Below are 13,242 nucleotides of genomic sequence, written 5' to 3' on the forward strand. Positions count from 1 at the left end.
CAGCAGATTGGCAAAAAACTGATATTCTGGACAGAGTTACACGGTCACATTGGGATCGCAATGAAATATCAACAACTGGAAAATCTCGAAAGCGGCTGGAAATGGAAGTACCTGGTCAAAAAACACCGCGAAGGAGAATTGATAACTTGCTACCTTGAAGCCAGTGCGGCGAAAGAAGCGGTAGATTTATTGTTGACCCTCGAGAATGACCCCGTTCGGGTTAACGGCTGGATTGAACGCCATATCAACCCCACGCTGCTGAACCGCATGAAGCAGACTATCCGCGCGCGGCGTAAACGGCATTTTAATGCTGAACATCAGCATACCCGTAAGAAGTCGATTGATCTGGAATTTTTAGTCTGGCAGCGTCTGGCGGGGCTGGCTCAACGTCGGGGGAAAACCTTGTCTGAGACCATTGTTCAGCTTATTGAAGATGCTGAACATAAAGAAAAATACGCCAGCAAGATGTCGACACTGAAAACCGATCTGCAGGCATTGCTGGGCAAAAAATAGCGTTAGCTTTTTCGCAGGCAATAAAAAACCCCGCAGAGCGGGGTTTTTTTATAAGACGATAACTTATGCCGCAGGCTGAGTTACAACGTCTTTGATGCCTTTAACTTCGATCTCTACGCGACGATCTGGTGCCAGGCAGTCGATCAGCGCTGCACGTGCTTTCACGTTGTCGCAGGTGCTGCCGGTAACTGGGTTAGATTCGCCCATACCACGTGCGGAGATCTTGTTGCTTGGGATACCTTTAGAGATCAGGTAATCAACAACAGACTGAGCACGTTTCTCGGACAGACCCTGGTTGTAAGCGTCAGAACCGATGCGGTCAGTGAAGCCCAGAACCACTACGGAACCGTCTTTCGGATCCAGGTTGCTCAGCTGGCTGTACATCTGATCCAGAGCCTGCTGGCCTTCTGGTTTCAGAGTTGCTTTGTTGAAGTTGAACAGAACGTCAGACTTCAGAGTGAAGTGCTTGGTCTGTACTTCTGGAGCTGGAGCCGGTGCTGGAGCTACGATTGGCGCAGCTTCTTCCTGCTGGCCGAAGCGGTAGGAAACACCTACGCTCAGCAGGCCGTTGTCTGGACGGGTACCAACGGTGTTTGCATCACCGATGTTGTTGGTCCACTGGTATTCCAGACGGGTAGCGATGTCACGGGTCATTGCCCATTCCAGGCCGCCAGCGAATACTGGGGAAACGCCAGTGTCGTGGTCTTTGAAGGAAGCGCCGCCAGGAACGTTAGCTTTAGCATCTGCACGCCAAACCATACCACCCAGACGGGTATAAACGTCCAGATCGTCAGTGATTGGGTAACCCAGTTTAGCGGTCAGCTGAACGCCCTGAGCCTTGAATGCGCCGTTGATGTTGTCGCCTTTGTATGGCATACGACCTAACCAGTCGTAACCCATTTCAAAGCCAACATACGGGTTAACCTGGTAACCACCGAATGCACCAGCGCCCAGCTGGTTTTCGTGGGTTGGACCATTGTTGTTGATAAAACCAGTATCGTGGAACTGAGACCAGCCCAGTTTAGCACCAGTATACCAGGTGTTATCTTTCGGAGCGGCCTGCGCTACGGTAGCGAAGCCAGCCAGTGCCACTGCAATCGCGATAGCTGTCTTTTTCATTTTTTGCGCCTCGTTATCATCCAAAAATCGCCATGAGAATCTCAATGAGAGTTCACGGTTAAATCCTTCACCGGGGGGCGGGGACAATAGAGTAACTCTACCGATATCTTCGGCTTAGGCCGAGCACCCCTGGCGATGTAAAGTCTACAACGTAGTTGGAAACTTACAAGTGTGAACTCCGTCAGGCATATGAAAAAAAAAGTTTTGTATACACAATATTTAACATAAATTGTGGTTATTCATGCCAGACGAAATCAGAGAAACCGCACCAGACAAGACTCTTCGTCGGATTTACACATGGAATTAATGGTGTACAAGTGGCGCAAAAAAAATTCCAGGAAAACTCTTATTTTTACTTAATGATACAAATTCGAGTGAATTTTTAGCCCAGAAAAGTGTCCCTTGCCCTGGGGACCAACCTGAACCGGACGCATTATAAAGCCCAGCGCGTTTCCTTCTTCAGCCGCTTCAGCGAGCAAATATTGCTCATCATCCGATAACGCTTCAGTAAACCAGCCAATAACCACACTGTAATTACCGGTGCGCAATGCTCTGGCCATGGATTCAACAGTATGGCAAGGCGCAAGCTGACTAACCTGCATAACTTTAGTCAAAGGCAGACCCGCTGACTGCACCCACTGGCGACTTAATTTCTGATTAGGCGTGAGCCACAACTGCCAGCGAGACTGCTGCCCCAGTTGCTGTAAAAGCGGCAGCAGCAGGAGTTGGGTCATCATGGGCTGGTCTTCACGGTAGAGCACTTCACTAATCAGCCCGGTGGAGGGACGCGCAGAAGAAGTCATTGCGCTATTGCCTGCAGTTGAAGTGAAAGATGTTGTGCGATTTGAATAGCCTGAAGAGTACATAATCAATCCAGCCCTGTAGTTACTGTATGGATATACAGTAACCCCTGTGCGACTAAAGATCAACCTCATTTTCTGAAAGCGTCTCGCAAAATTCACTCGTTGTTGCTGCCTCTTTCAAAATCATCTTGCCCATCGCCCGCAACTTACCTATTTTTTGACTAACGGATCCGTTAATAAAAACTTCATTTGTTACTTCATGATTTAAAAGGAATTATTATGAAAAAGATATCCTATGAACGGATCTATCAATCTGAAAAATACCTGTCCTCATTGGGAGAAGTAGAGCATCGCGCGTTGTTTGGCGGGTACGCACTGGCCGTAGACAATACGGTGTTCGCCATGGTTTCAGCAGGCGAGTTGTACCTGCGGGCCTGCGAAGAAAGCGCCTCCTATTTCGTCAAACAGGGCGCCTCATTCTTAACGCTGTTAAAACGTGGGCGGCCCGTCTTACTAAACTATTATCGGGTGGATGAGACCCTCTGGCAGGATCAAGAGCGACTGCTACGGCTCTCGTCGTTTGCGCTCGAAGCCGCCCGCCGGGAACGCTGTAAACGCTTTAAACAGGACCGCCTGAAAGATCTCCCCAACCTGACCTTCCAACTCGAACTGCTTCTGTGCGAAGCCGGAATTCCAAACGAAGAGGCGTTACGCACACTCGGCGCTGAGGCATGCTGGTTGAGGATCAAGCGGTTGAATAAGCATCTTAGTTACAAAGTGCTGTTTGCACTGGAAGGGGCGATCCAGGGGCTACATGAAGCGGCTCTCCCGGCAATACGACGCCGGGAGCTGATTGAGTGGTATAAAACATTGCCAGCGCAATAACGCTACTCTGGCAAGTGAGCAACCTGTTGTTGTAGTCGACAAATTTCTGGCAGCAACGCAATAAGCAGACCGATCTGTTGTAGAACCAGTGGCGCTTTGCTCTCCGTGCCAGGTTCAAGATGCGATATACGTTGCGCCAGTTCATTTAATGCTTGCTCTACCCGCGGCTCATCCGCCGGGCGCTGATGCAGTGCATCATCCACATAGCAGACAGCATCATCCAGCAGATCCAGTATCGCTGGGTTCGTGAGCCGCTCACGGTGCGCGCCCAGTGCAGATATATAGCTGGTGAAGGTGTGATTCAGGCACAACAGCCGGAAAGCCACCTCGCGGATCTCCGCCGTGGCGCGTGGCTCCCGCGTCATATTTGAAACCACCGAGGCCAGTTCGGCATCGCGATTATGCGCATCCCGCCGGGCAATACGATAAGCCAGGCGGTTATCGCGCCCCTGGTGGTACTGTTCGAGGATCGCGTCCAGGTAACGACAGTTGGCATTGACCGCCTGAGCCAGTACCCGCGGTAAGTTGCGAAACCGCCAGTCGGGCCAGATAAAACTCACTGCTGCCCAGGCGATAGCGCAGCCTATCAGGGTATCGATCACTCTTGGTAATGCCACTTCGAACCCTTCACCAAGGAGATTAAAGCAGAGCAAAACCAGCAAGGTTATAAACATGGTGGCATGCGCGTATTGCACATTACGGAAGGCAAAGAACAACACCCCGGTAATAACAATCAGAATCAGCTGTCCTTCCACTGAGGGGACGAAATAGAGGATCGGCAGGCCCAGCGCCACCCCGGCGAGGGTGCCAAGAATACGCAGCGCCAAACGGTGTCGGGTGGCATTGTAGTTAGGCTGGCAAACAAACAGGCTGGTCAACAGGATCCAGTAACCATGATGCATCCCGGTAATCTGGATAAAGGCATAACCCACACATAACACCACCGACATCCGCACGGCATGACGGAACAGCGCCGATTCAGGCGAGAAGTGGCGGCTTAGGCGCAGCCAGATATCACTGAAACCATGCATACTGTCGTCTGCCAGCTGGTTTTCCGCCTCATTGCCGGGCTGCGCCAGGGCCTGTTCGGATTCGATGGAGGCGAGCTGGGCATCAATCGCCCGCAGGTTATTAAGCAGGAAACCGAGGGCTTTCATCTGCTCGGCCGAGGTACCGCTGGCCTGCACGCGATCGAGCGCCGCATCCAGATGGCTAAAGGCTCGCTCGAAACGGGGATCATGCTGGTAAGGCGTGCGCAATAAAATAGAGCGAGAGAGCTGCTGACAGGCTTGCGACTGCATCGACAGCAGACGCTGAAAACGGAACATGACATCGCTATAACGAAATTTCTCGCGCAGGGCCGAGTATTGAACGTGAGAGGAACTGGCGCGCTCATGAATATCCTGCGCCACAAAATAGTAATGCAGGGTACGGCGGGTGCCACGCTGACCGCGGTCGCCGCGTAAGCGGGTAAGGAGCGAGGCTTTCGTCTGGTTTAGCGTTGTCACCAGTTGGCCATTCGCCAGCGCCACATCGTAAAGGGGAGCCTGGCTTTCATCTTCAATGTCCGGATCGAAAAGCCGTGATTTAAGTTCCAGATAGTGGGCCAGCTGTTCATAGCTGCGCGCCAGGTTGTCCTGCAGCGGGCGAATGGGGAAGATCAGATGACCCGCAAGGGTTAACAAGTTATACCAGATAGCGCCAATGAGCAGCAGCACCGGCTGTTGATACCACTGGTCGTAAAGCGATACGCCCAGCATGGTGTAAATGGCTATCAGCAACGCGCCGAACGCGATAGTGGCATAGCGCTGGCCCAGGCCACCCAGCAAGATAAAGCAGCTTGTCGAGAGCAGTAGTCCTAATGCAAAGAGCCAGGGCCAGGGGAAGAGCAGCTCCACGGAGGCCGAGGCGATAAAAAAGCAGATTAAGGTAATAACCAGGTTACGCAGTCGTCCGGCGAGGCGATCGTCAAGATCGGCCAGGGCGCCAGCAACCACCCCCAGCGTCAGGGGGATGGTCAGCTTTACCTCGCCCAGCCACCAGGGCAGGGCGGTGCTGCCGCAAAGGGCGATGAAGATCCTGACGTTATAAAGCCAGGCGCTGTTCCATGTATAGCGACGTAGCAGTGGGCTGAGCATGCGCGCAGGTAATCCTTATGACTGAAATCGACGACGGGCGCTATTTTCACGGGCGGCACGGGCGACCTCCACCGGGACCACTCTACGTCCGACCGGCCACAGGGCGATAGCGGCAATCTTAAAATTGGCGATACCAACCGGGATACCAATAATAGAAATACACTGAGCAATGCCCGCCGCAATGTGCATCAGGCACAGCCACCAACCGAAAAAGATCAGCCAGAGAATATTAAGCAGCGTACCGCCGGTGTTCATGATTGCGCTCTTCCCGTCCGGGTTTAACTCATCGACGTGAACGGCTTCGTTACCATAAGGGAAAAGCGAAAGACGGGTGATTTCCCAGCATGATCGCGTTAGCGGCAGGGTGAAAATCAGGACGATACTCACCAGGGTTGCCAGCAGCCAGGAGAGGGTGGTGGCAAAACCACCCAACACAAAATTCAAAATATTCAAAACGGTACGCATAATCCCTCAATTCCTTCCGGTTTGTTCACAGCCTGATGATTGTAACGTTTTTTTGCGCTGGAGCACCTTAAAACTGGCAGTTACACTATCAGGCAACTATCACCCCGTGGATCAGGCTGGACATGGAACTGAAAGCAACTTCGTTAGGCAAGCGCCTGGCACAACATCCCTATGACAGGGTTGTCCTGCTCAACGCAGGCGTTAAGGTTTCAGGCGAGAAGCATGAATATCTCATCCCCTTTAACCAACTGTTGGCTATCCACTGTAAGCGCGGTCTGGTCTGGGGTGAGCTGGAGTTCGTGCTACCGGCGGATAAAGTGGTGCGCCTTCATGGTACCGAGTGGGCTGAGACCCAACGCTTTCATCATCATCTGAATACACTCTGGCAAACGTGGAGTGCTGAGATGAGCGACATCGCGGCACAGGTCTTACAGCAAGTGCTGGCGGAGATCGCAGAGAGCAATGAGCAGAACAGCTGGTTAACCCGCGACAAGACCCTTGGTCTGCAGCAAAAAATCACCCAGGCGCTGACAGCGCTGCCATTACCTCCCTCCCGGCTGGAGGAGTTTGATAACTGCCGTGACGCGTGGCGGCAGTGTCAGGCGTGGCTGAAAGATATTGACCAGAGCCGTCTGCTGCATAACCAGGCGTGGACGGATACCATGCTGACGCGCTACGCCGATTTTTTTGCCGGGATCGAATCTTCCCCCCTCAACCCGGCGCAGGCGCGGGCAGTGGTCAACGGCGAACACTCGCTATTAGTGCTGGCCGGTGCGGGTAGCGGTAAAACGTCAGTGCTGGTGGCGCGTGCCGGGTGGTTGCTCACCCGCGGCGAAGCGACAGCAGATCAGATCCTGCTGCTGGCCTTTGGTCGTAAAGCCGCGCAGGAGATGGATGAACGGATCGAAGCGCGTCTGCATACGCAGGAGATCACCGCCAGAACTTTCCACGCGCTGGCGCTGCATATTATTCAGCAGGGCAGTAAAAAAGTGCCGGTCGTCAGTAAGCTTGAAAACGACACCCCCGCCCGACAGGCTCTGTTCATCAAGGCCTGGCAACAGCAGTGCAGCGAGAAAAAAGCGCAGGCAAAAGGCTGGCGGCAGTGGCTTGAAGAGGAGCTTAACTGGACCGTCCCGGAAGGGAGTTTCTGGCAGAACGAGAAGCTGGCTCGCCGTCTGGCGCCGCGCCTGGACCGCTGGGTGAGCCTGATGCGTATGCACGGCGGCGCGCAGAGCGAGATGATTGCCGGTGCGCCGGAGGAGATCCGCGATCTCTTCTCGAAGCGGGTGAAGCTAATGGCGCCTCTGTTAAAAGCCTGGAAAACGGCCCTGAAAGAGGAGAATGCCGTGGACTTCTCGGGGCTTATTCATCAGGCGATTCTCATTCTGGAGAAAGGACGCTTTGTGAGTCCCTGGAAACATATTCTTGTGGACGAGTTTCAGGATATCTCGCCTCAGCGCGCGGCGTTGCTGGAGGCGCTGCGGGGGCAAAACAAACACACCTCGCTCTTTGCGGTCGGCGATGACTGGCAGGCTATCTACCGCTTTAGCGGCGCGCAGTTGTCGCTTACTACTGCCTTCCACCACTATTTTGGTGAGGGGGACCGCTGCGATCTGGATACCACCTATCGCTTCAACAACCGAATCGGTGAGATCGCCAACCGCTTTATACAGCAAAATCCGCATCAGCTGGCGAAGCCGTTAAACAGCCTTGCCGCGGGGGATAAAAAAGCGGTCACCCTGCTGGCTGACGATCAGCTCGACGCGCTGCTGGATAAGCTGAGTGGTTATGCCAAACCGGAGGAGCGGATTCTGCTGCTGGCGCGCTACCATCATCTGAAGCCTGCCACGCTGGAAAAGGCCGCGACTCGCTGGCCGAAATTACAGCTCGACTTTATGACTATCCACGCCAGTAAGGGGCAACAGGCGGATTACGTCATTGTGCTGGGATTGCAGGAGGGAAGTGACGCATTCCCGGCCCCTGCCAGGGAGTCGGTCATGGAGCAAGCGCTGCTGCCCGTTCCGGAAGATTTCCCCGATGCCGAAGAGCGGCGACTATTGTATGTGGCGATAACCCGCGCCCGTCATCGCGTGTGGTTACTCTTTAATAAAGCGCAGCCGTCGTCTTTTGTGGCGGTATTGCGTGACCTGGATGTGCCAGTAGCCAGAAAACCTTGAGATCGTGCCGGGTGGGGGCCACCCGGCAAAGAGCTTACTTGAGACGCTCTGCGAGGTAACGCTGATAATCTGGAATCAGAATATCAACCTGACGATTAAACTGCGGTGACTCGATAATAAAGTCAGCCGTCGACAGGTTTGTGGCAACCGGGATATTCCACACCGTGGCCAGACGCAGCAGCGCTTTCACGTCCGGATCGTGTGGAACGGCGTTAAGCGGGTCCCAGAAAAAGATCAGTACATCAATCTTGCCTTCCGAAATCAGCGCCCCTACCTGCTGATCGCCGCCCATCGGGCCGCTAAGCAGGGCATTCACGTCAAGACCTGTTTCACGGTTAATCAGATTGCCGGTGGTCCCGGTCGCGGAAAGGGCATGGTGTTGCAGCAGGGGTTTATGGCGCTGCACCCAGTTGAGCAGCATCTGTTTGCAGTGATCGTGGGCGACCAGCGCAATGTGTTTACGTTCCGGGAGTGAGCGGGTAGTCAGTTCCATTATCGGTTTCCATCAATGTAAATGGCTACAGATTACTGGAAGCATCTGACGCTGCAAGAGAAAGGGCAAAAAATTGCGGCTCAGGAGGGGGGTTGTTGCTTCGCCCACTGCATGAAACGGTTGCGGGTATCCGTATCCGCCTGCGCAAACCAGTATTTTAACCGCTGTTCGGTCAAAGTTTGCGATTGAGGGGGCGGCATATCCAGTTCAGACACGCCCGACAGCAGCGTACTGTCGTCGGCCATCCTGATGGCAAACTGCGGCAGCGAGGCCGTCAGCCCGGCGCTGTTATACCGCTCAGTATCGCTTTCGTAATTGATCCCTTTCGAGGTGGTGGTGATGGCGAGGATATCCAGTTTGACCGGAATCGGCATCGCATCTCCGTCCAGCAGCTCAATGCGCGGCGCGTTATCAAATGACTGAGACTCTTTTTCCGTCTCCAGACGCGGCAAACTAAAGTTGACCTGGCTGATGCGCTGCGTGTTGAAGCTGGCAACCAGCGGTGGGGAGATATAGATCCGCTGCTCATGGCTGGCGAGGCGAATGGTTTTTTCAACCCGAAAAACGATCTGATGGGGGCCGTTATCCAGCTCAATGCTATCTGCGCCACGCAACAGCGAGCTGGAGACCCTTTTACCATCCAGCACCAGCAGATCGATATCGGTGGAGAGTCTCAGCGTGGTAGCGGAAGCGCAAACCGGCATCATCAATACCATCATCAGTGTGGCAATGCCGGTTTTCATAACGGGCTCCTGGGTATCCGATACGTCGCGGAATAATGTATCTAAATTTTTCGGTGATCATGTTTACTAACATATAGACATAATTGCGCCGTTTGCCCTCATACGAACGTATGGGTTAGATGGTTGCCAGCTCAGCTTTGACTTACACTCACAATAAGCCAGGAGGAAAAAATGAAAGAGAACGATATCGTAAACATTTTGACATCGACCCGCACCATTGCGCTGGTAGGGGCGAGTGATAAGCCCGAGCGTCCAAGCTACCGGGTCATGAAGTATCTGCTCGATCAGGGTTACCATGTGATTCCCGTCTCCCCCAAAGTGGCCGGTAAAACGCTATTAGGCCAGCAGGGCTACGGGACTCTGGCCGAGGTGCCAGAAAAAATCGATATGGTCGATGTGTTCCGCAATTCAGAAGCGGCCTGGGGCGTTGCGCAGGAGGCTATTGCCGTGGGGGCGAAAACATTGTGGCTGCAGTTGGGCGTCATTAACGAACAGGCGGCCGTGCTGGCGCGTGAGGCGGGGCTGAACGTGGTCATGGATCGTTGCCCGGCTATCGAAATACCCCGTCTGGGAATGGCAAAATAATAAAAAACCCGGTAGCCCTGGCTACCGGGTTTTTTTTAGTTCCGCAAACGTGGCGCCTGCAACTGTTTACGGATGGTCTGCGCCAGTTCGTCCAGGGTCGGCTGTTCAGGGTGTTCATCCTGTGCTTCGCCACTCAACTGGGCTTCGGCAAGATAGGTATGCACCGGCTGGCCATCGTCATCTTCCATTACCACGTGGTACCAGGGTGCGGCGCGGAGATCTGCGTTAACCGCCAGCTCATCGGCTGACGGTTCATCGAGTGAGTATTCCGGGTCGATATCAACAACCACGCCCAGATACCCTAACAGAGAGTGGCGGACCTGCTGGCCGATACCGAATTTGCTGGCAATCATAGTCACCTCCCGGGAAACGTTACTTACACTATAAGTGTGGGCAACATTCCACTTTTCAAGTTACATGACGCGACAGGCAAATCCTTTCAGATAAAGCCCTTCAGGATAGGTTGCGATCACCGGGTGATCGGCCGCCTGACGGAACTGCTCTATAAATTGTACATCACGACCGGCATCTACAGCGGCATCGGCCACAATTTTCTGGAATAATTCGTTTGTCATCAGGCCAGAGCAGGAGAAGGTCAGGAGTACGCCGCCTGGGTTAAGCAGTTGTATCGCCAGCATATTGATGTCTTTATAACCGCGGCAGGCACCCATCAGCTGATTTTTGTTTTCCACAAATTTCGGCGGATCCATCACGATAACGTCGAATTTCTCGCCCTGGTCGCGATATTTACGCAGCAGCTTAAACACATCATCGCGCACAAACTCAGCTTTACTCAGATCCAGCTTGTTGAGTTCAACGTTTTGTTTCGCCACGTCCAGAGCCTCCTGAGAGGTATCCACGCTCACCACGCTGGCACAGCCGCCCATCAGCGCAGAAACCGCAAAGCCGCCCGTGTAAGAGAAGCAGTTAAGGACGCGTTTGTCTTTTACGTACTGGCGGGTCGCCAGACGACTGTCACGCTGATCGAGGTAATAGCCGGTTTTATGTCCGCCCTGGATATCCACCAGCAGCTTCATGCCGTGCTCTTGAATCGGAAGCAGCGCAGGTGGCAGTTCGCCGGTGACCGGGCCCTGGGTCAACTCCATACCCTCTTTTTTGCGCACCGCCACGTCGCTGCGGTCATAAATCGCGCATTCCGGATAGAGGCCTTGCAGGGCGCTAATCAACGCCGCGCGTTGATACTCCGCCCCCGCGCTCAGCAGCTGCAGAACCAGGAAGTTGCCAAAGCGGTCGATCGTCACGCCCGGCATGCCGTCGGACTCCCCGGCAATCAGACGATAGCTGTCTAACCCGTCACGCTGTGCCAGCCAGTCTCGCCACTGCTGCGCCTGCTGCAAGCGGCGGGTAAAGAAGGCGATATCGATGGTTTCCTGAGGATCAAAGGTCCAGACGCGCGCACGGATTTGTGACGCGGGCGAGTATGCGCCGCGGGCTAACCATTTCCCCTGATGGTCAACGATATCGATGGTTTCACCGAGGCTGGCTTTTCCTTCCATTCGGGCAACGGCACCGGAAAAGACCCAGGGATGACGACGCAGTAATGACTTCTCGCGCCCTTTGGCTAACACTAAACGTACACTCATAATTGGCTATTCTGTCGATTCAATGAAATGGTCGCCATTTTCCCGAGTTCAGGGGGGAAATGCAACGCGCCACGAGGATAAGGAGAACGATGATGTCAAATATCTGCACGATCGCATGGGTCCACGGCACGGTTCAGGGGGTAGGCTTTCGTTACAGCACCCAGCGAGAAGCGACGCAACTTGGGTTGAACGGCTACGCGCGAAACATGGATGACGGCAGCGTTGAGGTCGTGGCTTGTGGTGATGCAGCGCAGGTGGAAAAGCTCATCGCCTGGCTGAAGGCAGGAGGGCCGCGCAGTGCTCGGGTTGAAAAGGTCTTATCAGAACCGCATCAACCCGGCCGGGAATATACCAACTTTGGTATTCGCTATTAAATACACTTCACCGGTTTAGGCAGGCCGGCGATCTTGGTCGCCTGTTTCGCCGGGCCTTTCGGGAACAGACGATAGAGATAGCGGCTGTTGCCTTTCTCTTCGCCAAACTTTTTAGCCATCGCCTTCACCAGCATACGAATCGCAGGGGAGGTATTAAATTCCAGATAGAAATCACGCACAAAACGCACCACTTCCCAGTGTTCAGGCGACAAAGTGATGGCCTCTTTTTCGGCAATCACTTCCGCCAGCGCTTCGCTCCACTGGCTGCTCTCTTTCAGATAACCGTCGTTATCGGTCTCGATCTCTTTACCGTCAAAGCTCAACATAGTTCATCACACGTCAGTCAAAAACCGCTGCAGTGTAGCAAAAAACAGAGCCCCGCATAAGCGGGGCCCGGGGATACAGCACAGTGAGGGGGTTAATCGCGGCTGGCAAAGCCCAGGATACTCAGCAGGCTGACGAAGATGTTGTACAGCGACACATACAGGCTCACGGTGGCGCGGATGTAGTTAGTCTCGCCGCCGTGAATGATGTTGCTGGTTTCATACAGAATAGCGCCAGAGGAGATCAGGATAAACACGGCGCTGATCGCCAGGTGCAGAGCCGGCAGCTGCAGGAAGATGTTTGCTACCATACCCACCAGCACAATCACAATACCTGCCATCAGCATACCGCCGAGGAAGGACATGTCTTTACGGGTGGTCAGCACATAGGCCGAGCAGCAGAAGAAGACCAGGGCCGTACCGCCCAGCGCCATACCAATCACGTCACCCATACCTGCTGACAGGTAAGTATTCAGGATCGGCCCGAGGATATACCCCAGGAAGCCGGTAAAGGCGAAGGCAGATAAAATACCAACGGGTTTATCTGCGGTTTTATAAGTCAGGAACATCAGGCCATACATGCCCACCAGCGTCAGAATCAGCCCTGGAGAAGGCAGCATCAGTACGGTGCTGGCAGTCGCGGTGAGGGCCGAAAACGCCAGCGTCAGGCTCAGCATGAAATAGGTATTGCGCAGCACTTTATGGGTGCTAAGCAGCGACGCGCGGTCGCGGGAAGAAGTAATTATACGATCCATGAGTCACTCTCTTATGACAGATGTAATTAACGGCAAGAATAGAGAACGACGCAGCCGTAACAAAGTGATTTTACCCATCTTTACTCAGTTCTTCAGGGCTTTACCCAGCATGATCTCTCCCAAAAGGCTTTTACCGCAGAAGGAAAAATGGTTTCAGCAGATTATCGAGATCAAGATCTTATAGGTCTCTGAAATATATTGCTTTATTTTAGTTACCCAGCTAAGAGTTAAATCCGCATCGTCAAAAAACAGACAATAAGGCGAA

At 53.6% G+C, this 13,242-nt stretch carries 15 protein-coding genes; 5 read left to right on the forward strand and 10 right to left on the reverse strand.

Annotation, left to right across the window (positions count from 1 at the left end; genetic code table 11):
• The first annotated feature begins 60 nt into the window (after nucleotides 1–60).
• Nucleotides 61–513 carry a macrodomain Ter protein MatP gene (gene matP, locus WFN75_RS03565; protein ID WP_040076287.1) on the forward strand — a complete coding sequence of 151 codons (453 nt, stop codon included), beginning with the start codon at nucleotides 61–63 and terminating at the stop codon, nucleotides 511–513.
• A gap of 63 nt (nucleotides 514–576) precedes the next feature.
• On the opposite strand, the gene ompA is transcribed toward matP, so the two are convergent.
• Nucleotides 577–1,632 (reverse strand): porin OmpA, encoded by a 1,056-nt coding sequence (gene ompA / locus WFN75_RS03570; protein WP_046886669.1) that lies wholly within the window; start codon nucleotides 1,630–1,632, stop codon nucleotides 577–579.
• Between the two features lie 356 nt (nucleotides 1,633–1,988).
• The gene (gene sulA / locus WFN75_RS03575) at nucleotides 1,989–2,498 is read right to left on the reverse strand and encodes an SOS-induced cell division inhibitor SulA (protein ID WP_233803889.1); all 510 of its coding nucleotides are present in this window, start codon (nucleotides 2,496–2,498) and stop codon (nucleotides 1,989–1,991) included.
• A gap of 216 nt (nucleotides 2,499–2,714) precedes the next feature.
• Between sulA and WFN75_RS03580 the strand changes: the two genes are divergently transcribed.
• A complete protein-coding gene (locus WFN75_RS03580) occupies nucleotides 2,715–3,320 on the forward strand; it encodes a TfoX/Sxy family DNA transformation protein (RefSeq protein ID WP_207293416.1) in 606 nt (201 codons plus the stop codon).
• 2 nt (nucleotides 3,321–3,322) lie between these two features.
• Here the strand turns inward: WFN75_RS03580 and yccS are convergent, their stop codons facing one another.
• On the reverse strand, nucleotides 3,323–5,458 hold the full coding sequence (yccS, locus tag WFN75_RS03585) for a YccS family putative transporter (protein WP_286777809.1): 2,136 nt from the start codon (nucleotides 5,456–5,458) through the stop codon (nucleotides 3,323–3,325).
• A 15-nt stretch (nucleotides 5,459–5,473) separates the two neighbouring features.
• Nucleotides 5,474–5,923 carry a YccF domain-containing protein gene (locus WFN75_RS03590; RefSeq protein WP_040076281.1) on the reverse strand — a complete coding sequence of 150 codons (450 nt, stop codon included), beginning with the start codon at nucleotides 5,921–5,923 and terminating at the stop codon, nucleotides 5,474–5,476.
• Between the two features lie 122 nt (nucleotides 5,924–6,045).
• Between WFN75_RS03590 and helD the strand changes: the two genes are divergently transcribed.
• A complete protein-coding gene (helD, locus tag WFN75_RS03595) occupies nucleotides 6,046–8,100 on the forward strand; it encodes a DNA helicase IV (RefSeq protein WP_336995630.1) in 2,055 nt (684 codons plus the stop codon).
• A gap of 34 nt (nucleotides 8,101–8,134) precedes the next feature.
• Here the strand turns inward: helD and mgsA are convergent, their stop codons facing one another.
• A complete protein-coding gene (gene mgsA / locus WFN75_RS03600; RefSeq protein ID WP_040076279.1) occupies nucleotides 8,135–8,593 on the reverse strand; it encodes a methylglyoxal synthase in 459 nt (152 codons plus the stop codon).
• Nucleotides 8,594–8,673: 80 nt separating this feature from the next.
• Complete coding sequence (gene csgI, locus WFN75_RS03605) at nucleotides 8,674–9,336, reverse strand: curli synthesis inhibitor (protein WP_212477542.1); 663 nt, start codon at nucleotides 9,334–9,336, stop codon at nucleotides 8,674–8,676.
• 171 nt (nucleotides 9,337–9,507) lie between these two features.
• Between csgI and WFN75_RS03610 the strand changes: the two genes are divergently transcribed.
• Entirely contained in the window at nucleotides 9,508–9,921 is a 414-nt protein-coding gene (locus WFN75_RS03610) for a CoA-binding protein (protein ID WP_040076277.1), read from the forward strand.
• A 35-nt stretch (nucleotides 9,922–9,956) separates the two neighbouring features.
• Here the strand turns inward: WFN75_RS03610 and hspQ are convergent, their stop codons facing one another.
• The gene (gene hspQ, locus WFN75_RS03615) at nucleotides 9,957–10,274 is read right to left on the reverse strand and encodes a heat shock protein HspQ (RefSeq protein ID WP_040076275.1); all 318 of its coding nucleotides are present in this window, start codon (nucleotides 10,272–10,274) and stop codon (nucleotides 9,957–9,959) included.
• A 60-nt stretch (nucleotides 10,275–10,334) separates the two neighbouring features.
• Nucleotides 10,335–11,525, reverse strand: a complete 1,191-nt coding sequence (gene rlmI, locus WFN75_RS03620; RefSeq protein ID WP_207293419.1) for a 23S rRNA (cytosine(1962)-C(5))-methyltransferase RlmI — start codon at nucleotides 11,523–11,525, stop codon at nucleotides 10,335–10,337.
• 92 nt (nucleotides 11,526–11,617) lie between these two features.
• On the opposite strand from rlmI, the gene yccX reads away from it, so the two are divergent.
• Nucleotides 11,618–11,899: an acylphosphatase gene (yccX, locus tag WFN75_RS03625; RefSeq protein ID WP_336996221.1), complete on the forward strand. Its 282-nt coding sequence runs from the start codon at nucleotides 11,618–11,620 to the stop codon at nucleotides 11,897–11,899.
• On the opposite strand, the gene tusE is transcribed toward yccX, so the two are convergent.
• Together tusE and yccA are read right to left on the reverse strand one after the other, a co-directional pair.
• Nucleotides 11,896–12,225, reverse strand: coding sequence for a sulfurtransferase TusE (gene tusE, locus WFN75_RS03630; RefSeq protein WP_040076271.1), 330 nt, complete (start codon nucleotides 12,223–12,225; stop codon nucleotides 11,896–11,898). The genes yccX and tusE overlap by 4 nt on opposite strands.
• Nucleotides 12,226–12,317: 92 nt before the next feature.
• A complete protein-coding gene (gene yccA / locus WFN75_RS03635; protein WP_040076269.1) occupies nucleotides 12,318–12,977 on the reverse strand; it encodes an FtsH protease modulator YccA in 660 nt (219 codons plus the stop codon).
• Nucleotides 12,978–13,242 lie beyond the last annotated feature (265 nt).

The organism is Leclercia sp. UBA7405 (genome assembly GCF_037152215.1).
Taxonomy (GTDB): Bacteria; Pseudomonadota; Gammaproteobacteria; order Enterobacterales; family Enterobacteriaceae; genus Enterobacter; species Enterobacter pneumoniae.

What these genes read in the sequence shown, in the direction of transcription:
- matP (WP_040076287.1), top strand. Translation starts at nt 61, where the DNA reads ATGAAATATCAACAACTGGAAAATCTCGAAAGCGGCTGGAAATGGAAG.
- yccS (WP_286777809.1), bottom strand. Translation starts at nt 5,458, where the DNA reads ATGCTCAGCCCACTGCTACGTCGCTATACATGGAACAGCGCCTGGCTT.
- csgI (WP_212477542.1), bottom strand. Translation starts at nt 9,336, where the DNA reads ATGAAAACCGGCATTGCCACACTGATGATGGTATTGATGATGCCGGTT.
- tusE (WP_040076271.1), bottom strand. Translation starts at nt 12,225, where the DNA reads ATGTTGAGCTTTGACGGTAAAGAGATCGAGACCGATAACGACGGTTAT.
- mgsA (WP_040076279.1), bottom strand. Translation starts at nt 8,593, where the DNA reads ATGGAACTGACTACCCGCTCACTCCCGGAACGTAAACACATTGCGCTG.
- ompA (WP_046886669.1), bottom strand. Translation starts at nt 1,632, where the DNA reads ATGAAAAAGACAGCTATCGCGATTGCAGTGGCACTGGCTGGCTTCGCT.
- WFN75_RS03610 (WP_040076277.1), top strand. Translation starts at nt 9,508, where the DNA reads ATGAAAGAGAACGATATCGTAAACATTTTGACATCGACCCGCACCATT.
- yccA (WP_040076269.1), bottom strand. Translation starts at nt 12,977, where the DNA reads ATGGATCGTATAATTACTTCTTCCCGCGACCGCGCGTCGCTGCTTAGC.
- rlmI (WP_207293419.1), bottom strand. Translation starts at nt 11,525, where the DNA reads ATGAGTGTACGTTTAGTGTTAGCCAAAGGGCGCGAGAAGTCATTACTG.
- WFN75_RS03580 (WP_207293416.1), top strand. Translation starts at nt 2,715, where the DNA reads ATGAAAAAGATATCCTATGAACGGATCTATCAATCTGAAAAATACCTG.
- sulA (WP_233803889.1), bottom strand. Translation starts at nt 2,498, where the DNA reads ATGTACTCTTCAGGCTATTCAAATCGCACAACATCTTTCACTTCAACT.
- hspQ (WP_040076275.1), bottom strand. Translation starts at nt 10,274, where the DNA reads ATGATTGCCAGCAAATTCGGTATCGGCCAGCAGGTCCGCCACTCTCTG.
- WFN75_RS03590 (WP_040076281.1), bottom strand. Translation starts at nt 5,923, where the DNA reads ATGCGTACCGTTTTGAATATTTTGAATTTTGTGTTGGGTGGTTTTGCC.
- yccX (WP_336996221.1), top strand. Translation starts at nt 11,618, where the DNA reads ATGTCAAATATCTGCACGATCGCATGGGTCCACGGCACGGTTCAGGGG.
- helD (WP_336995630.1), top strand. Translation starts at nt 6,046, where the DNA reads ATGGAACTGAAAGCAACTTCGTTAGGCAAGCGCCTGGCACAACATCCC.